Below are 18,076 nucleotides of genomic sequence, written 5' to 3'. Positions count from 1 at the left end.
GCATGGGATATGTCCGTATAACTGACAGGCCCGAGGAACTGTTCCATTACACCCGGCGGGATAACCTTGCCTCCATTCTTCGAGATGGCAGGATCAAACGCATGGGAGATGCGGAGTGTTGGTTCTGTTCAACGCTGAACGATACACTGGAGCTCATGCGGGCCACCGTTATGGTCGAGGGAAAACCCTATGTGAAACTGGGCGGAAGTATTGGCAGATATCCTAAATTTCAGCCGGAGGACTATGTAATTCTTCGTTTGAAGCCGCGATATCAGAACGGCGAGTGGGTCCGCTGGATGCAGGAAATGCCCCCTGGCACCCCGCCGGAATTGTTAAAGGCCGCCGAGAATTTCAGTAATCTCAAGCTGGGATTTCGAGGCGACCTGAAGTCCTGGCCCGAGCCAGAAATCATTGAAGTCAAAGCCTTACTTGCACCGGAAGAAATTCAGAGCGTCAATCTTTCCATTTCTATGTAAACTGAGTTTGGCTGACTTACTTGATTGCCGAGATTGAGGATCAGAATCAGAAGGAGGATACGCAAAATGCTGTGAATGAAATAGAAAAAGATATGTCGATATCCATGTAATTCCGTAAAGCGGGCCGTGGGATGCAGCTCCACAGCCTGCCTTAATTTAATGTCTTGGATTGCATTCTACGGCCTTTCTTCCCAAAAGAAAGGTGGTTTTTTATGTCCAAGTACAAAAAGTTCTTCTGCATGTTTCTGATCCTCCTGCTGGCAGTTTGCCTGCTCAGTACCACGGCCTTTGCCGCCGGCACCGGCGATGTGGCGGGTGCTATTGAAGGTACCTGGAACGATGCATCGGATCAGATCAAGACGGTTGTAAACAATGTCGTTTTCCCGGTCATTGATCTGATCCTTGCAGTATTCTTCTTCGCCAAGCTGGGTATGGCCTACTTCGACTACCGCAAGCATGGCCAGTTCGAATGGACAGCACCCGCAATCCTCTTTGCCTGCCTCTTGTTCACGCTGACCGCCCCTACCTATGTGTGGACCATTCTGGGGATGTGAGTCAATGAGGTGGTCCGAAAACGGTATGACATGGTCGAAAAGGAATGTGGAGGTGTCAAGCAAACCATGAATGCATTTGAGATGGAACTGAAAAAAATCCTTTCGCAGAGTAAGGAAGCAGCGCATACCACCTATGTGGGCAGGGCCGCATATATTCAGGTTGCCCCAGAGCTGCGAGCCAAGCTGGAATTTGTTTCTCTGAACATCGCCAACCAGTACAACGCGCTCAAACTGACCGTGTTAAACCGGATTGACGGTGCAGTAGATATCAACATTCTCCGTTTTGGTGATTTGCTGGGAAAGAAAATGGTCAGCAACCCTAACTTTTCGGATGGGGTGATCCCTCATCTTTGGGACGATTATGGGAAAGTTAGCTGGTATGTGTACCAGCCGGAACAGGCAGATTACAAACTTCTGGCTGGCGATGTGGATGAGTATCTACAGATATTTCAGAACCAGGAGGAAGTGCAGGAGAATATTCCTCAGATGTGCTGACCACTAAAACTCCGGGAAGTAAACAAAAACAGGGGCCGTGCTCAGTCACGGCCCCTGCGCCTTTTGGTCAGGAGTCAAAAATCACCACTGGCACGGCCTCTCCTTTTTCAGAAAGAGGTGATACGACCAGATGTTTATTTTGGACTTTTTCCTTGGCGGACTGATGGACCAACTCATTGACTGGATCTACAGTCAGCTCGTAGGCTTTTTTGGCAATTTCTTTGCAGCCATGGGAAACATGGGCGTGGAACTCTTTGATATGGAGTGGGTGCAGTCCATCGTTCTCTTCTTTTCTTATCTGGGCTGGGCATTGTATGGCGTCGGTCTGGTTGTCGCTGTATTCGAAGTGGGAATCGAGTGTCAAACCGGCCGAGCAAATGTGAAAGACGCCGCCCTCAATGCCATCAAGGGATTTATGGCTGTGGGCTGTTTTACACTGGTGCCAGTGGAGCTTTATAAACTCTCTGTCACCTTGCAGGCCAGCCTAACCGCTGGGATCACGGGATATGGCGAGGGATTTGATGTACTCTCCACTAATATCATCACTTCTTTGCAGGGAGTTGATATTGGCTCGGCAGCATCCTCTGGTGTCTTCGGCGGGATCGGAAGCATCACCAGCCCTATCATGGTCATCTTTATCATTATCATGATGGGCTACGCTATCATCAAGTGCTTTTTCTCTAACCTCAAGCGCGGCGGCATCCTGCTCATCCAGATTGCGGTCGGGTCACTCTATATGTTCTCTGTACCTCGCGGTTACATGGATGGGTTTGTGCAGTGGTGCAAGCAGATCATTGGCCTGTGCCTGACAACCTTCCTCCAGGCAACGATCCTCACTGCCGGGCTTATGGTCCTGAAAGACCACGCGCTCCTCGGCTTGGGACTCATGCTTTCTGCCGGTGAGGTGCCTCGGATCTGTGGTGCGTTTGGCTTGGATACCTCGACCCGAGCCAACATCATGTCGGCAGTTTATGCCGCGCAGACAGCAGTCAACACCACTCGGACAGTTGTTCAAACAGTGGGGGCGGCGGCAAAATGAAAGAAAGCAAGTTGATCTATATTGCCTCGCCTTATGCCGGGGATATCGAAAAAAATGTAGCCTTCGCACAGAGAGCCTGCCGCTATGCGATCCACCAGGGATATGTTCCAATTGCGGTCCACCTTCTGTACCCGCAGATGCTGGACGATGGTGATCCCGCCGAGCGAGAGCTTGGGCTCCGGCTTGGACAACAGCTTCTGCGGCGGTGTGATGAACTGTGGGTGTGCGGTGACAGGATCAGTTCCGGCATGGCCCGGGAAATTTCCGAAGCCAATCAGCTGAGCATCCCAGTAAAGAACATCGACGCTCACGACATTCAGAAAAAGCAACTGCCCGCTGAGATGGAGCAGGTCACTGCTTCAGGGCAGGTGCTTGGAATAATCTGATGCCCACCATGGGGAGTCTCTTTGATGGGATCGGCGGTTTTCCTTTGGCAGCGATCCATAACGGCATCACCCCGCTGTGGGCAAGCGAGATCGAACCGTTTCCCATCGAAGTCACTCGGTTGAGATTCCCGGACATGATCCATGTCGGGGATATCACAAAACTTAATGGTGCCGACCTGCCACCGGTGGACATCATCACTGGCGGCTCGCCCTGCCAGGATCTCAGCGTGGCGGGGACCAGAGCCGGTCTTGCCGGGGCTCGGTCCGGCCTGTTTATGGAGCAGATCAGAATTGTAAAAGAAATGAGGGATGCAGATGAGCGACGCGGTAGAACAGCTCACGCTGTTCGACCTCGATATATGTGCTGGGAGAATGTACCTGGAGCCTTCTCCAGCGGAACCCCCAAAGGCGAGGACTTCCGTATTGTCTTGGAGGAAATTGTTAGAGTTAAAGACAGTACCTGTTCAGTGCCTCGACCTGACTCCGGGACATGGGAATCTGCTGGGGCAATCATTCTGGGAGATCAATTCAGCCTGGCTTGGCGTGTCCTGGACGCTCAGTACTGGGGTGTCGCCCAGCGTCGCAAAAGAATCTTCCTTGTCGCAGATTTTGCAGGACAATCCGCCCCACAAATACTATTTGAGCAGGACAGCCTGCTTGGGAATCCTGCGCCGAGCGGATGCCAGAGGGAAGGAACTTCCATCCCAACTCAAGCAGGCTTTGCAGGTACAGGCAGGAGTGATGACAGCAAATCAGGAAGCGTCTGATTTAAAAGCCTATCACATTAACCAAAGAGATGAAGGCATTGATTTGCATGGCATTTCCGGCGCACTCATGGCGACTACAAATATGCAAATGCAAACTTTTGTCACAGGCGGACCTGTAGTCGCCTTTGCCGCAAACCAGAGAGATGAGGTGCGCGACCTCCATGATGTGGCCGCAGCACTTGGTGCTCAGCCGGGGATGAAACAGCAGACCTTTGTTGCAGGCATAACCGCCAAGGGCAACGGAGATTGCTTTCTCTCACCGGAACGCCATACCTCACTCAGCGGCGGTGGCGGTCAGGCTGGACAGGGCTATCCATGTGTTCTGACAGCTGGTTTTTCTGCGGGCGCAGGCTCCTCAGCGGGAAGCATCGGATATGGCGAGGAAGTAGCCCCAACCTTAAAAGGAACCGCCAGCGGAAACTGTATGCCCTCGATCCTCTGCCTCAACGACCAGGGCGGCAGTGCGATGGGCTGCAGTGAGGATGTCGCTGGAACACTTCGCGCACAGGAACACGGCCATCAACCGCTGGTATTTGAAAACCATGGGATTGACGCTCGATATACTGGTCCCCATAAGGTTGCACCAACAATGTCTGCACGCTACGGTACGGGCGGAAACAATGTTCCGCTGGTTACGCAGGGAGATGATACCTTCTGCATTACTGGTAATGCGATAGACCGTCAACCTATGAATGGAGGAAATGGAATTGGATATCAGCAAGGCATTGCCTACACCCTTACCGCCACCGATCATCATGCCATATGCAAACCATACCAAACAGTAGTTGGCGCTCTATGTAAAGGAGACGAGAAGGGAACAGGAAACCAATATGTAAGCCAAGATAAGTGCGTCGTTGAATCACCATCACTAATTCGTCGTCTTACACCTTTGGAATGTGAGAGACTTCAAGGTTTCCCGGATAACTGGACGGATATCGAGGGCGCCTCCGATTCCGCTCGCTATAAAGCGCTGGGCAACTCTGTGGCGATTCCTTGTGTCGACTATGTTTTACAAGGGATCGCATGGGCCATCACAGCGCAGACAGCTTGAAATATTATGAAGGGAGATACGATCATGGAACCGATGAAAAACCTCTGTGGCTTGATCCCCGAGTCGCTTCATAAGCGGCTGATGGAGGGCAAGGACCCTGAAATGACAAACGGTGAGTACCTCACTAAGATACTCACCGCCTATCTGGACCAGCCTGCCACAGCGAAGCCGGAACTGCGCACCCTGGCCGTTCAGATATCAGAGGACATGTTTCAGCAGCTGAAGTCCTACCTGGACGCCCATGCGCCTATGACCCAAAAGGCGCTGATCCAGGACCTTCTGAACCATGCGCTGGATCAGTGGGAGCAGGGCGAGGAGCCGCTTCAGGATGCCACGCTTCAGGACAACAAGAAAGAGCGAACGCTGGCAATCGCCATGCCTGAGACTCTTTTCCAGCGCGTTGAGCAGTATCTCGGGGCGCGTAATGGCGTATCCAAGCGGGCCTTCGTCGTGGGCTTGGTGTCGCAGGAACTCCGATCCTGGGAACTGGAACAATACCAGGGCGAAGCGCAGGAGCAGGACGGAACGCAAGATCAAGAGCTTGACCCGGAGCAGGATGAACAGGGCTTCGGGATGAGCATGACGATGTGAGGTGAGCGCAAGTGTATATCTATCCGGATAACTTGAAATCCAAAGCCATGCTCTGGCTGTGGACGCTGCGGGATCTCGCCATCATCGGAATCGGCAGTTTGATCTCTGTCTTTGCGCTCTCACAACTTGGCTTTTTTGTCCCTATCGTGCTGACTGCCGGATACGCATTCCTTTCCATTCGTATGGACGACACCAGCATTCTGGACTTTCTGCGTTATGCGGTTCGCTACTTTCTCCTCCAGCAGCAAAGCTATTCTTGGGGGATGACCAAGACAATTCAGAATCAGAGGTGATTATGAGTATGAGCAGAAAAAAAGAAAAGGTAGCGGCACAGAAAAAAGAAACAACCCGCCAGCTGATTGGGATTAACGACATCAGCGATTACGGACTCAAGACATCCCGCGGTATGCTGGCCTTCTTTTCCGTGAAGCCTACAAACCTCTCTGTGCAGCCGCCGGAGGCGGTGGGCGGACGGATCTATGCCCTGATGACTGTCCTCAAGGGCCAGACGGAGATCGAGATGCTGGCCCTCAACTCTAAGGAGTCCTTCGAGGACAACAAGCGTTACTATCGGGAACGCGCGGCTATGGAGGAACTTCCCGTGATCAGCCGACTGCTGGAGGCGGATGCCCGTTCCCTGGACCGGCTGCAGGTGCAAATGGCGACTGCCCGTGAGTTTTTTGTCCTGATCCGCTTCCGGGATGATCAGGACGCCGACTTCCACACCCAACTCTCACGGGTTCAGAAAAGCCTGGAAGACCAAGGCTTCAAGGTGCGCCTTGCTGGTAAAGAGGACGCCAAGCGCATGCTGGGGGTGTACTTCGAGCAAAATGCCACCACCGAAAAGTATGAAGATTTTGATGGGGAGCGTTGGATCGTGCTGAACGACTGACGCTTATATAAACGCCTATTGGCCGTGGGAGTAGTCCCTTAGACGGCCATCTGGCGGAAGCGGATACCTCCCACGGTCGCAGACAGGAGGTATCTCATGAATAAATCCAGAAAGAAAAGAAGTCCCGCACCCATGACGGACTCGGGCGGTATCAAAGACTTCCTCGATATGATCGCTCCCTCCGTCATTGATTTCAAGGTCGATCACTTCCTCTGCGGCAACACCTACCGCTGCGTCTGGGCTCTCCGGGAATATCCCACCTCGACCGACGAACAGGCCATTCTCCGTCATCTGGGTGAGATGGACGGCGTGACCATCCGAATCTACACCCGGCAGGTCACTGCCAGCGAGGAAAAACGCATCATCCATAATGCGGCCAATCGAAACAGAATGTCCCGCTCCAGCACGGAGGATCTCCAGCAGACAGTCACCGCCGAGGCCAACCTACAGGATGTGGTCACCCTGGTCTCTACCATGCACAGAAACCGTGAGCCGCTCCTCCACTGTGCTGTGTTTCTGGAATTGACCGCATCCAGCTACGATGCACTGAAACTTTTACAGACAGATGTGCTGACGGAGCTGGTGCGGAGCAAGCTCAATGTGGATCGGCTGCTTCTCCGCCAGCGGGAGGGCTTTGTTTCTGTCATGCCGTCCGGCTGGAACCACTTCGGTGAGCAGTTTGAACGAGTCCTCCCGGCAAGCTCGGTGGCTAACCTGTACCCGTTCAACTACAGCGGAAAGACAGATCCCCACGGCTTTTATATTGGCAAGGACAAGTACGGCGCCAACATTCTGGTGGATTTCGATAAGCGGGACGACGACAAAACTTCCGCCAGCATCCTGATCCTGGGTAACTCCGGCCAGGGCAAGAGCTATCTGCTCAAACTGCTCCTGCTCAATTTTTTGGAGGCAGGAAAGTCCGTTATATCGCTGGATGTGGAGCATGAGCAGCAGGATATGTGCGAGAGGGTCGGTGGCTGCTTCATGGATCTGATGGGCGGCGTGTACCGCATCAATCCGCTGGAACCCAAGTGCTGGGACGAGGGCGGCGATCCGGAGGACACCGACGCCCCCGAGGCGTTCCGCAAATCCACACGCCTGAGCCAGCACATCTCCTTCCTCAAGGACTTCTTCCGGGCCTATAAAGATTTCAGTGACCGGCACATCGATGCCATTGAGATTATGGTCAGCCGTCTGTATGAAAAATGGGGCATCAGTGATACTACCGACTTTGGCCGCCTAAAGCCGGAGGATTACCCCATCCTCTCCGACCTCTATGACCTTATTGAGGAGGAGTATCAGGGGTATGATGCAGACGCTCACCAGCTGTACACGGCAGAACTTCTGCAGGAGATCCTCCTCGGTCTTCACTCCATGTGTAAGGGCGCGGAGGCGAAATTCTTCAACGGCCACACCAATGTGACCTCGTCCCGATTCATTGTCTTCGGCGTCAAAGGACTCCTGCAGGCCAATCGCAGCGTTCGCGGGGCCATGCTTTTCAATATCCTGTCCTTTATGTCCGACCGCCTGCTGACCATCGGCAACACCACTGCGGTGCTGGACGAACTCTATGTCTGGCTCTCAGATAACATCACGGTGGGAACCACCATCATCGAGTATATCCGCAACATCCTCAAGCGGGTGCGAAAGAAAGAGTCCAACCTCATCATGGCCTCACAGAATCTGGAGGACTTCGACCGAGAGGGTATCCGAGAGCTGACCAAGCCCCTGTTTGCGATTCCGCCCCACCAGTTCATCTTCAACTGCGGGTCTATCAACAAGCGGTTTTATATGGACTTGCTTCAGCTGGAGGAGGCGGAATACAATCTCATCCGTTTCCCCCAGCGCGGCGTGTGCCTATTCAAGTGCGGCAACGAGCGGTATCTGTTGGAGGTGCATGCGCCTGCCTACAAGGAAGCTCTGTACGGCTCCGCCGGCGGCCGGTAAGGAGGTGGCGGCATGAGCGCAGCGACTGTTGCTGCCATTGCCAAGGCAGCCGTCGCAGTCCTCTCAAACGAGAAGACCCGCAAGGCATTGGGGTGGGTCATTGTTGCAATACTCTCTCCGCTGATCGTGCTGGTGGTTTTGATCTGCGCCGTTCTCTCCGGCTCGTCGCAGCACAATGTATCAGCCGTGGAATTATGTTTCCAAGGCGGTACAATTTCCTCCAGTGCTACTCCAGAGTACCGAGGCTATATCGAAGATATGAGAGGCAGCTTTGCCCAGCTGGATAGAGCAATAGAGGAAATTAACGCCCAGTGCGAGGACGGAAACAGCCTTGATGATACGTGCGTCAAGGCTGTTTTTTATGCTCTGTATTTTGCGGCAGAACACCCTGATGACAGTGGCATTCGTGCGTTTACAGATTGTTTTGTAGACTACGAGGAGCGGACTCGCACAGTGACTACCACTGATGAGGAAGGCAACGAAGTGGAGGTTGAGGAAACCTATACGGTGGCCATTCCTGTTACTGATATGAACGAAGTCTACGCTCGGATCGAGGCGGCTATGGGGATCACAGTCACCCCGGAGAATCAGAGTAACGCCGACAGCATTTACAACATCGTTTTGTACGGCACAGCCACTGGGACCGGCGATTGGTTTCCTGGTGCGGATGTGCCGTTTATCAGTGTAGACGGATTCTGCTCACCAGTGGGTGCAAACTGGGAAAGCATCGTGACATCAGAGTTCGGGTACCGCCGAGATCCCTTTACCGGAGAAACAAGAGGACACAGCGGCATGGATCTGGCCGTTCCCACTGGCACACCTATCCGGGCAGCCCTGCCGGGAACTGTCACCGTATCACAGTACAACGCAGGAGGCTATGGGTACTATGTGATGATTGATCACGGTAATGGGCTCTCGACGCTCTACGGTCATAACTCCAGACTGCTCGTTCAGGTAGGCCAGACCGTAGAGGCTGGAGATATCATCGCACTCTCTGGCTCTACCGGCCGTTCCACCGGGCCTCATCTGCATTTCGAGGTTCGTGTGGACGGTGAACAAACTGACCCTCGTGCTTATCTACCTACAGCGGGAGGGTAAAATCACGAGTCGTAGTAATGAGAAAGGAGGATGGAAGTGAAAAATATAGCTCCTGAACAGCTCGCACTGCTCTCCCAGCTGGAGGAATTCAGAAAAAGACATGAGAGCAAAAGCGAGCCTTCTGATTGGGCCATTCGCATGTGTCAGGCCATTGTGGCGCATAGTCTGGGGTTTACCGACCGGAACCAATGGACGGACCTACTGAAAAAACAGGGTGAAACTCTGTTCAATTTTGAATGGACGGAAGGCAGCGTCAGCGAACATGTGATCCGCTGGTGCAAGGAAACTGGTCGTGATTGGCGGTACAGCCATCTGGGCGAGTTGCAGGTTGCCAGCGGCGGTGAGTGGCGGCGCATCGATTACGAATGCGGCGAACACGCGCAGACCAGGGTGTTCCTCGCTCCAAAACCGTTGCCCGAACAGGAACTGAAAGCACTCGCGCAAGAGCCTGCCATCCGGCTGAGGAATCTGCTGGAACTCGGCCTGCCGGAGCATGATGTGTATCTGGTCCACACCACTGCCGATGTCGGATGGGTGCCTGCGGCAGAACTGACCCAGCTGAGCGACCGTGGGAAGGAGCAGTTTGCCGAACTCCTGGATGCCAAGGTTTCCGCTGTACGCCCCGGTCCCTACGGGACAGAACTGGTTCTTGCTGGCGTAGACCCTCAGTTGTTGGTCCAGTATGACCAGGCAATCGCGGACTGTGCCAGAGCAGAGAGTGCCATGAAGATGTTTATGTGAGGAGGATGTATATGAAAAAAACAAGTATCAGCATCGACATGGAAGCGGAAAAGCTGCGGGCGCTCCGGTTCTATACAGAGAAGAAGGAAACGACTTTGGAAACGGAGCTGGAGGATTTTCTCGCCAAGCTCTACGAAAAGTATGTTCCGGCTCAGACCCGTGAATATATCGAGAGCATGGAGGAACCTGCTGAACCTCCACGCCCCCGCACCAAACGCCAGCCCCGCACTCCGGTCGATACGCCCACTGCGGTGAGCGAGGTGGTGGTGTAATTGGACTCTGTTTCTATCGAACTCTGGCTGGACAAGCGCCAGCTTGCCGCACTGGAGCAGGCTCTGACCGAAGACGGAACCACCGTCGAGAGAACCATGCAGGAGCAGCTCAATGAACTTTACGCTCAGCGTGTTCCGCTGGAGCAGCAGGAGAAGATCCAACAGGCGCTGGATGCCGAGCGGCTTGAAAGCCAGCGAAACGCTGAAGCCAGTGCCCGGTATGCAGGACTCCACATCACGGAGAACGGGCAGGAACACTATCTCTCCACCAAAAGCGGCCAGGAATTTTTGGATATGGCGATCCTCATGCGACGCTATGTGCGCGGCACATTCGGTGACAAAGAAAAGGGATTCGCCCGGTGTATCTATGGTGCAGAGGAGATTTCACCTCAGCGGTTTGAGCAGCTGGCCGCATGGAGGCTGGAGAATTTCGGCAAAGTCACCGGTCTGGTGGAGATCGACTTTGACAAAGGACTTCTCTCCGCCCTCAATATTATGGATGGCTGGCAGAGCTTCCGGCTCAAAGATGTGTCCTCCGCCGCCTACTTTGCGGACAAGAGCGGCCATGTGAACAAGGAGGTTCGCTGGAATATTTTCCTCTCCCGGCTGGAGGGCAAGCAGCTCACCAGCCATACGCAAGCCCCGGTCGAGCTCCACGGCTCACGCAGATTGCGTCCAGAGGAAATCATTTTCTCCGACGAGATCTCCGAGCTCGACGGCCGATTGAACTTCTACATGGACTGCTCTTTCAATCCCGATGAGGTCTTTGGAACCCATGTAGATTCGGCGGACAACAACAACTGGCTCAATATCTATGCCGAATATGACCTGGAGAACAGCCAGGTATGCGACGCTCTCAAAGTCATCCTCTGCCGTGAGGATGGCTTTGATTACGAGATGGCTTACCAGCTTAATGCCGAGGAAAAGAGTGCGATCCTGGACAAGATGGGCCAGTACTGCCGAGAAAAATACGGGCAATCTCTGCTGGAGTTTGCGGCAGAGATGGAATCGGAGATCACAGCGATGGAAACGCCGCAGATGTGACCGGCCTGATAACGCCCTGTTGACCCGCTGTGCGCCCCTGTGGGGCGTTTTGCCGCCGAGCTGGCATCCGTACCCCTCCACCGGCTTGAAACGCCGTGTGCGGGCTTTGTGCCGGTGTGCCGACAGGGATAGCAGTCAGCCCTGAAATGCGGGCCGGGCTCTGCTCCGTATTGGGGGTGTGAACCAAGGGGTTGAAAACGGTGCAGGATAAAGCAGGTGGCCGCAAAGCGCCCACCTGCCTCCTGACACCGCCCCGCAATGCGGGTCGGGAAGCGTTTTGACAGGTGGTCGGTTTCCCGTTTTTTTGCTGTGGCAGGTGGTCGGAAAAAGAACAGGAAGCAGGAATATCAGCCTGCCTCGGTCGGCGTTTGGGTGGCCGGGGCAGGTGGTTTTGGAGGGAATTGCACATGAAACATGAGTGGAGACCCGCCCCCAAGGGCGAGGAGGCCAAGGAGCGCATCCCAGCGTGGCTGTACCCTTCCACGCTGGAGACCATCGACAAATTGGTCAAAGAGAACAACTGCAAGAGCCGCAGTGATTTTCTGGAAACAGCCGCGCAGTTCTATGCGGGCTATCTTTCCGGCCAGGAGGCCACTGCCTATCTGCCGCCCGCGTTGGTGGCGGCCATGCGCGGCACGGTGCAGGACAGTGAGAATCGAATCGCCCGTCTGCTCTTCAAGCTGGCAGTGGAGATCAACATGATGATGAATGTGCTGGCGGCGGGCATGGAGATCAGTGATGAGGATCTGCGCCAGCTCCGCGCCCGAGCGATCCGCGAAGTCAAGCAGACCAACGGCCGCATCAATTTCAAAGATGCAATTGATTACCAGCGGGGCGATGAATAAATCAAAACGAGGTGACAGCCTGTGCCGCGACTGATTTTCAAATGCCCCTATATCAAAGGCGGCACATCTGCCGCTTGCGCACACCTGGAAAACTATGTGCAGTATATGGCGACTCGCAATGGCGTTGAACGGATCGACCCAGGACGCGATGGGTGGCAAGCTACAAAGCGGCAAAAGGAAATGATAAAACAGATCCTCCGTGACTTTCCGCTCAGCCGCGGGATATTTGAGTATGAAGATTATCTGGTAACACCTACCCGCTCCAATGCATCAGAATTTATCACCCGCGCGCTGGAGGACAACTATGACCGCATTGCAAAAATGGATAACTACCTGAACTACATTGCGACTCGTCCCCGCGCACAGCGCATTGGCTCCCACGGATTGTTTACCGGCGCAGAAGACAGCCTTGTGCTGGCGCAGATAGCGGAAGTGGTTGCGATGCACCCCGGCAATGTATGGCTGCCTATCATTTCCCTGCGCCGGGAGGATGCTGCCAGACTCGGTTATGACAAGGCGGATGAATGGAAAGCGTTGCTCTCCAAGTACGCCATGGATATGGCCGAGGCGATGAAGATACCCTGGGAGGACTTCCGATGGTATGCCGCCTTTCACGATGAGGCGCACCACCCCCATGTCCACATGGTCTGTTTCAGTGCAGATCCGTCCAAAGGATTTCTGACCAAGCAAGGCATCGCACAGATCAAGTCGGGGTTGGCAAAAGAAATCTTCCGGCAGGATCTGACGGAACTCTATCAAAAGCAGACACAGCGCCGAAATGAGCTCAATACAGATGCTCAGGCGGCGCTCCGTGGAGTGATTGAGGAGATGCAGTCCGGAAACATTCAAAATGCACACATTGAGGAGTGGCTGCAGTATCTGGCCGACCGTCTTCGGTTCTTGTCCGGCAAAAAGCAATACGGCTATCTCAAGGCCCCGCTCAAAGCCGTTGTGGATGAAATCGTAGACGAGCTTGCAAAAGATCCGCGTGTTGCTTCGGCATACAATCTGTGGTATGAACTGCGGGAAGATGTGCTGCGCACCTACAAAGATGATTTGCCGGAGCGGCTGCCGCTCTCCGAACAAAAGGAATTCAAGCGCCTCAAGAATCTCGTCATTGAGGAAGCGGTGAAGCTTGGACAGCGCCAGCAGGTGTTCCACCCAGATGATATCCAAGATGACGATCCTGCGGAGCAAGCAGAAGCGGCATCGTCATTTGCCGGTGAACAGGCCAAGCAGACTAAGGGGCATTCGCCAGATGAGTCGAATGCTGGGCAGGGTTTCGCCCAATACGCACTTGGCAAAAAGTATCGAGACGGACAGGGCGTTGAAAGGAACATCCAGAAGGCGGTGGAGCTGTTTACTCTTGCGGCAAAGCAGGGAAACAGCTTCGCCGCCTTTGCCCTTGGAAAGATGTTTCTCAGTAATGACGCCTCTTTACCCAGGGACGAGGCTGCCGCTCTGAATTGGATCACATACGCATCAGAGCGTGGGAATCAGTTTGCACAGTGCTACTTAGGCAAGCTTCTGTTAAAGGGAGCAGATGGTATCCCCCAAGATACCAATGCCGCTCTCCGTTGGTTGTGTGCCTCAGTAGATCAGGGCAATGTGTATGCGGAATACGCTTTGGCTATGGCCTACCTCAAGGGGAAAATTGTTCCCAAGGACGCTCTCAAAGCACTGGAGCTACTTCGGCATGCGTCAAGTCAAGACAATCAATTCGCACAATATCAGTTGGGCAAAATGATGCTCCAAGGCGAGGAGGCCCCCAAGGATGTAGCTACTGCCGTTCACTGGTTGACTGTCTCTGCTATGCATGGAAACCAATATGCCCAGTACACGCTTGGAAAACTCTATCTGCTTGGAAAAGATGTAGAGAAAGATAAGGACAGTGCAGCTAAATGGTTTCAGATGGCAGCGGATCAGGGGAATGAATACGCTCAATATTTTCTGAAACACATGGATGACCCTGTGGGGCAGTCGACCGCTGCAGCGGTGATCACATTGCTCCACTCTCTGGCCAATATTTTCCGAGAGCAGAGCCAGTTTCCCACCAGCGGCATTGTGGTCGCAGTCGACCGAAAACTTTTACGAAAAATTAAAGCAAAGAAAATCGCTCAGGGACACAAGGCAGATGACCATGAGCCAAAGATAGGTCTGCAATAAAGGAGGTTGTTTTTTGAAACGCACGAATGAATTTCTGCTTCATGCTGGGCGGACTCAGAAAGAGAATGGTCAGAAATTGAAAGAACAAAAACCGATCCGCCGTAGGCCCATCCTATTCCATCGAAAACTGCGAGGAAGAAACCGGTAGGAGGTGCAGTATGCCCTACATCCACTTCACTGATGAGCAAAAGCTTCGCGCAAACTCCGTTGATCTGGTGGAGTTCTTGCGGCGGCAAGGGGAAAAGCTCATCCCCTCCGGCCGGGATAAGCGTCTTGCCTCCGATCACAGCATCACCGTCCGCGGCAGCGAATGGTACGACCATGAGGCCGAGGAGGGCGGCGGCCCCATCTCCTTTGTGCAGACCTTCTATGGTCTGAGCTACCCCGAGGCAGTAACACGCCTGCTGGGCGGTGAGAAAGGCGAGGTGTATCAACCAGCACAGAAAAAAGAGCAGGAGGAACCGAAAGAATTTGCCCTGCCCCCCGCCAATCAGACAATGCGCCGTGTGTATGCCTACCTGCTGCAGCAGCGGCATATCAGCCGGGAGATCCTCAATACCTTTGCCCAGAAAGGGCTGATCTATGAAAGCCGGGAATTGTCCACGGATAAGACCAAGGAGTATCACAATGCTGTATTCGTCGGAACCGATGAGCATGGAGTTGCCCGTCATGCCCATAAGCGAGGCATCTATACGCAGGGCAAGAGCTACCGGGGCAATGTGGAGGGCTGTGATCCCCGGTGCAGTTTCCACTGGGTTGGTGCCAGCGACCGACTCTATGTGTTCGAAGCCCCCATTGATCTGTTGGCCTTTCTGACCTTGTATCCGGAGGATTGGCAACGCCACAGCTATGTGGCTCTCTGCGGTACAGCGGAACACGCTATGCTCTGGATGCTGGAGCAGAATCCAAAGCTACAAAAGATTATCCTCTGCCTGGATCATGATGCAGCTGGGATCGAGGCAGAGGGGCGGCTCACAGACATCCTGCGGGAGCATGGTTACACACAGGTCGCTTCGCTGCGCTCTATCAACAAGGATTGGGACGAAGATTTGAAAGAACAGCATGGTCTGGAGGCTCAACCACCGGAGGAACACCCTCAGCTTATTGTTGCAGGAATGATATGTGAGCGGATAGGTGCCAAGTGTAAAGAGGTCCGGCCAGAGCAGGCGGCTTACCAGATCCCGCGCCTGCTCCAGCAGTACCAGCACAACCTTCATTGGGGCCGTTTTGAACAAGCGATGGAACGCATGGAAACCATGTCAGCATTAGCTCTCTCTGTTGTACTGCGGGAGTGTCGGCAGATGGGAAGTATACTGACAGAGGAACAGGGCGCATTGTTTTTGAAAAGCCGTATTCATCCGCACCAGAATCGTGGTTCGCTCAAAACCCGCGCCACTGAGATTGGCATGGAGTTCCAGAGCATACTGGCCAAAGATGGCATGGAAGGCATTCGTACCGATGTGGAGAAGAAAGCCGCTGCCAGTGCGTGGCTGGAGCTGGCCATTTCCTGCGCCAAAGTGCCGGTCAAGTATGAGGCCGATGAACTTAAGCGGCAACAGAAAGAAGAAAAGGCACAGCGCGAGACCAGCCAAGCAATGGCCTGACCCTGAAACAGCAAAGAGGAGGACTGGATTAAATCCATTCCTCCTCTTTATCGCTGCCGCTTGTGGTACGGTTGATAAATTCCGATTGTTCGTCTTTAGTAGCCAAGCGGGTCTCCCACTTCCCGCAGTCCGGACACTGCTCCGGCAGTTCCGGTGCGTCAAACAGATAGTGGCAGTTGTCACACGCGCAAATCAAATCAATCACCTCGATATGTTCTCATTATAGCAGACAAATGATGTCCTGAACATCCCCCTTCTGGTATTAAGTCTTCCTGATACCAAAGGAGGAAATCATGCCATCTCAAGTAATCACACTGATTGCGGTATCTGCCGTCATGTTTCTTGTAATCGGTGGACTTGCATTTATCTCACACTATTATACGCTGGACGGAATCAAATCCAAAACAGTAGGCGATGGCCAGCACGGGACAGCACGATGGGCTACCAAGCAGGAGATTCGCCAGACTTACGCCCACATTCCCTTTGAACCGGAGCTATGGCGCAAAGGAGAGCACCTGCCGGAAAAACAGGGCCTCATCCTCGGATGTGAAGGCCCCAAGAATCATGTCACTGCTCTGGTGGACACTGATGACATCCATGCCATGGTCACCGCTGCCAGCGGCGCTGGTAAGACAGCGTTCTTTTTATACCCCAACATTGAATATGCCCTTGCGTCTGGGATGTCCTTTCTCTGCACTGATACCAAGGGAGATCTGTACCGCAACTATGCAGGCATTGCAAAAGATTTCTATGGTTATCAGATTGCTGTGTTGGACCTCCGAAATCCCACTCGGTCAGATGGTAACAACCTACTCCATCTCATCAACAAGTATATGGACATCTACAAAGCCAATCCCAACGACTTGGCTGCAAAGGCAAAAGCGGAGAAGTATTCCAAGATCCTGGCCAAGACACTGATCAACACCAGCGGCGGCGACAGCGCCCAGTATGGACAAAACGCCTTTTTCTACGACAGTGCCGAGGGGCTGTTGACAGCCATGTTTCTGCTGGTGGCAGAATATCTGCCCACTGAAGATGAGAATGGAAATCCGGTTGAGAAACGGCACATCGTTTCTGTATTCAAGCTGGTGCAGGAGCTTTTAGCCCCGTCCAAGGTAAAGGGGAAAAACCAATTCCAGATTCTACTGGAGAAACTCCCGCCCAACCACAAGGCACGCTGGTTTGCAGGTTCCGCTCTCAATACTGCGGAACAGGCCATGGCCTCTGTAATCTCCACAGTGCTGTCCAGGCTCAATGCCTTCCTCGATTCAGAGATGGAGCAGATTCTCTGCTTTGATACCGCCATTGATGCTGAGAAATTCTGTAATGAGAAATCTGCCATCTTTATCGTACTGCCCGAGGAGGATCAGACCAAGTATTTCATGGTATCCCTGATTCTCCAGAATCTGTACCGTGAGATCCTCACCGTGGCCGACGAGAACGGTGGGCGACTCAAGAATCGAGTGGTCTTCTTTGCAGATGAGCTGGGCACCTGCCCTCCCATCCAGTCGTTGGAGCTGATGTTCTCCGCCTCTCGTTCCAGAGGACTCATGCTGGTACCCATTGTACAGAGTATCACAGGTCAGCTTAAGAAAAACTACGGTGCGGAAGGCGCTGAAGTGATTGTGGATAACTGCCAGGTCAACCTTTACGGCGGTTTCGCTCCGGCCAGCCAGACAGCTGTGGAGCTGTCCAAAGCACTTGGCAGCCGCACAGTGATGAGCGGAAGTATCTCTCGCGGCAAGAATGACCCCAGCCAGTCCCTCCAGATGATAGAGCGCCCCCTCATGACGCCAGATGAGCTTAAGTCCATGCCCAAGGGTAGCTTTATTGTAGCCAAGACCGGTGTTCATCCCATGAAGGTCAAACTGCGATTGTTTCTCGACTGGGGCATCCGGTTTGGAGAGCCCTATGAGGTGCCGGAGAAGGCACAGCGGGCTGTGGCTTATGCAGATAAGCAGGAGTTGGAAGAATCCATCATCCGCCGCCACTATGGAACTGTGGCTGAGGAGGAGCCGCCGCAGGATGTGCCTGCGGCCGTCGGCGGTATGAATCATGGTATGCAGGCTGAGAAAAATTCCCGTAAAACAATATTGCGCCCCTGACGG

At 53.6% G+C, this 18,076-nt stretch carries 18 protein-coding genes and 1 pseudogene; 18 read left to right on the top strand and 1 reads right to left on the bottom strand.

Annotation, left to right across the window (positions count from 1 at the left end; genetic code table 11):
* The first annotated feature begins 2 nt into the window (after positions 1-2).
* From H8705_RS04580 to H8705_RS04500, 17 genes and pseudogenes are all read left to right on the top strand, one after another.
* Positions 3-476, top strand: coding sequence for a DUF4433 domain-containing protein (locus H8705_RS04580; protein ID WP_262394665.1), 474 nt, complete (start codon positions 3-5; stop codon positions 474-476).
* A gap of 212 nt (positions 477-688) precedes the next feature.
* Positions 689-1,030, top strand: a complete 342-nt coding sequence (locus tag H8705_RS04575; RefSeq protein ID WP_055270341.1) for a DUF3852 domain-containing protein — start codon at positions 689-691, stop codon at positions 1,028-1,030.
* A 66-nt stretch (positions 1,031-1,096) separates the two neighbouring features.
* Positions 1,097-1,525, top strand: a complete 429-nt coding sequence (locus tag H8705_RS04570; RefSeq protein ID WP_262394664.1) for a hypothetical protein — start codon at positions 1,097-1,099, stop codon at positions 1,523-1,525.
* A 130-nt stretch (positions 1,526-1,655) separates the two neighbouring features.
* A complete protein-coding gene (locus tag H8705_RS04565) occupies positions 1,656-2,564 on the top strand; it encodes a conjugal transfer protein TrbL family protein (protein ID WP_262394663.1) in 909 nt (302 codons plus the stop codon).
* Positions 2,561-2,950 (top strand): DUF7768 domain-containing protein, encoded by a 390-nt coding sequence (locus tag H8705_RS04560; RefSeq protein WP_262394662.1) that lies wholly within the window; start codon positions 2,561-2,563, stop codon positions 2,948-2,950. Before H8705_RS04565 ends, H8705_RS04560 begins: the two co-directional genes overlap by 4 nt.
* Positions 2,950-4,768: pseudogene (locus tag H8705_RS04555) on the top strand (DNA cytosine methyltransferase). The gene H8705_RS04560 and the pseudogene H8705_RS04555 overlap by 1 nt, the downstream one beginning before the upstream one ends.
* A 24-nt stretch (positions 4,769-4,792) precedes the next feature.
* Positions 4,793-5,359, top strand: coding sequence for a hypothetical protein (locus H8705_RS04550; RefSeq protein ID WP_262394661.1), 567 nt, complete (start codon positions 4,793-4,795; stop codon positions 5,357-5,359).
* A gap of 11 nt (positions 5,360-5,370) precedes the next feature.
* Entirely contained in the window at positions 5,371-5,652 is a 282-nt protein-coding gene (locus H8705_RS04545) for a hypothetical protein (RefSeq protein ID WP_262394660.1), read from the top strand.
* 8 nt (positions 5,653-5,660) lie between these two features.
* Positions 5,661-6,251 (top strand): hypothetical protein, encoded by a 591-nt coding sequence (locus H8705_RS04540; RefSeq protein ID WP_262394929.1) that lies wholly within the window; start codon positions 5,661-5,663, stop codon positions 6,249-6,251.
* 132 nt (positions 6,252-6,383) lie between these two features.
* A complete protein-coding gene (locus H8705_RS04535) occupies positions 6,384-8,198 on the top strand; it encodes a VirB4 family type IV secretion system protein (protein ID WP_449355345.1) in 1,815 nt (604 codons plus the stop codon).
* Positions 8,199-8,210: 12 nt separating this feature from the next.
* Positions 8,211-9,296, top strand: coding sequence for a M23 family metallopeptidase (locus tag H8705_RS04530; protein WP_262394658.1), 1,086 nt, complete (start codon positions 8,211-8,213; stop codon positions 9,294-9,296).
* A 30-nt stretch (positions 9,297-9,326) separates the two neighbouring features.
* Positions 9,327-10,037, top strand: coding sequence for a hypothetical protein (locus tag H8705_RS04525; protein ID WP_172711398.1), 711 nt, complete (start codon positions 9,327-9,329; stop codon positions 10,035-10,037).
* 11 nt (positions 10,038-10,048) lie between these two features.
* On the top strand, positions 10,049-10,309 hold the full coding sequence (locus H8705_RS04520) for a DUF6103 family protein (protein WP_262394657.1): 261 nt from the start codon (positions 10,049-10,051) through the stop codon (positions 10,307-10,309).
* Positions 10,310-11,353, top strand: a complete 1,044-nt coding sequence (locus tag H8705_RS04515; RefSeq protein ID WP_055270357.1) for a hypothetical protein — start codon at positions 10,310-10,312, stop codon at positions 11,351-11,353.
* A 407-nt stretch (positions 11,354-11,760) separates the two neighbouring features.
* Positions 11,761-12,198: a hypothetical protein gene (locus tag H8705_RS04510; protein ID WP_262394656.1), complete on the top strand. Its 438-nt coding sequence runs from the start codon at positions 11,761-11,763 to the stop codon at positions 12,196-12,198.
* A 21-nt stretch (positions 12,199-12,219) separates the two neighbouring features.
* Positions 12,220-14,364, top strand: coding sequence for a MobP3 family relaxase (gene mobP3, locus H8705_RS04505; protein WP_262394655.1), 2,145 nt, complete (start codon positions 12,220-12,222; stop codon positions 14,362-14,364).
* A 158-nt stretch (positions 14,365-14,522) separates the two neighbouring features.
* A complete protein-coding gene (locus H8705_RS04500; RefSeq protein WP_262394654.1) occupies positions 14,523-15,968 on the top strand; it encodes a DUF3991 and toprim domain-containing protein in 1,446 nt (481 codons plus the stop codon).
* Positions 15,969-15,996: 28 nt separating this feature from the next.
* Here the strand turns inward: H8705_RS04500 and H8705_RS04495 are convergent, their stop codons facing one another.
* Positions 15,997-16,173 (bottom strand): hydrogenase maturation nickel metallochaperone HypA, encoded by a 177-nt coding sequence (locus H8705_RS04495; RefSeq protein WP_262394653.1) that lies wholly within the window; start codon positions 16,171-16,173, stop codon positions 15,997-15,999.
* 88 nt (positions 16,174-16,261) lie between these two features.
* On the opposite strand from H8705_RS04495, the gene H8705_RS04490 reads away from it, so the two are divergent.
* The gene (locus H8705_RS04490) at positions 16,262-18,073 is read left to right on the top strand and encodes a type IV secretory system conjugative DNA transfer family protein (protein WP_055270367.1); all 1,812 of its coding nucleotides are present in this window, start codon (positions 16,262-16,264) and stop codon (positions 18,071-18,073) included.
* Positions 18,074-18,076: the final 3 nt, after the last annotated feature.

The sequence above is a fragment of the Youxingia wuxianensis genome (assembly GCF_014385085.1).
Taxonomy (GTDB): Bacteria; Bacillota; Clostridia; order Oscillospirales; family Ruminococcaceae; genus Youxingia; species Youxingia wuxianensis.
The sequence above is the reverse complement of the archived record's forward strand: the minus strand, read 5'-3'. Positions and strand labels throughout refer to the sequence as shown.

Excerpts from the sequence above, each read along its gene's own strand:
- H8705_RS04580 (WP_262394665.1), top strand. The coding sequence starts at position 3 with ATGGGATATGTCCGTATAACTGACAGGCCCGAGGAACTGTTCCATTAC.
- H8705_RS04575 (WP_055270341.1), top strand. The coding sequence starts at position 689 with ATGTCCAAGTACAAAAAGTTCTTCTGCATGTTTCTGATCCTCCTGCTG.
- H8705_RS04570 (WP_262394664.1), top strand. The coding sequence starts at position 1,097 with ATGAATGCATTTGAGATGGAACTGAAAAAAATCCTTTCGCAGAGTAAG.
- H8705_RS04565 (WP_262394663.1), top strand. The coding sequence starts at position 1,656 with ATGTTTATTTTGGACTTTTTCCTTGGCGGACTGATGGACCAACTCATT.
- H8705_RS04560 (WP_262394662.1), top strand. The coding sequence starts at position 2,561 with ATGAAAGAAAGCAAGTTGATCTATATTGCCTCGCCTTATGCCGGGGAT.
- H8705_RS04550 (WP_262394661.1), top strand. The coding sequence starts at position 4,793 with ATGGAACCGATGAAAAACCTCTGTGGCTTGATCCCCGAGTCGCTTCAT.
- H8705_RS04540 (WP_262394929.1), top strand. The coding sequence starts at position 5,661 with ATGAGCAGAAAAAAAGAAAAGGTAGCGGCACAGAAAAAAGAAACAACC.
- H8705_RS04535 (WP_449355345.1), top strand. The coding sequence starts at position 6,384 with ATGACGGACTCGGGCGGTATCAAAGACTTCCTCGATATGATCGCTCCC.
- H8705_RS04530 (WP_262394658.1), top strand. The coding sequence starts at position 8,211 with ATGAGCGCAGCGACTGTTGCTGCCATTGCCAAGGCAGCCGTCGCAGTC.
- H8705_RS04525 (WP_172711398.1), top strand. The coding sequence starts at position 9,327 with ATGGAAGTGAAAAATATAGCTCCTGAACAGCTCGCACTGCTCTCCCAG.
- H8705_RS04520 (WP_262394657.1), top strand. The coding sequence starts at position 10,049 with ATGAAAAAAACAAGTATCAGCATCGACATGGAAGCGGAAAAGCTGCGG.
- H8705_RS04510 (WP_262394656.1), top strand. The coding sequence starts at position 11,761 with ATGAAACATGAGTGGAGACCCGCCCCCAAGGGCGAGGAGGCCAAGGAG.
- H8705_RS04500 (WP_262394654.1), top strand. The coding sequence starts at position 14,523 with ATGCCCTACATCCACTTCACTGATGAGCAAAAGCTTCGCGCAAACTCC.
- H8705_RS04490 (WP_055270367.1), top strand. The coding sequence starts at position 16,262 with ATGCCATCTCAAGTAATCACACTGATTGCGGTATCTGCCGTCATGTTT.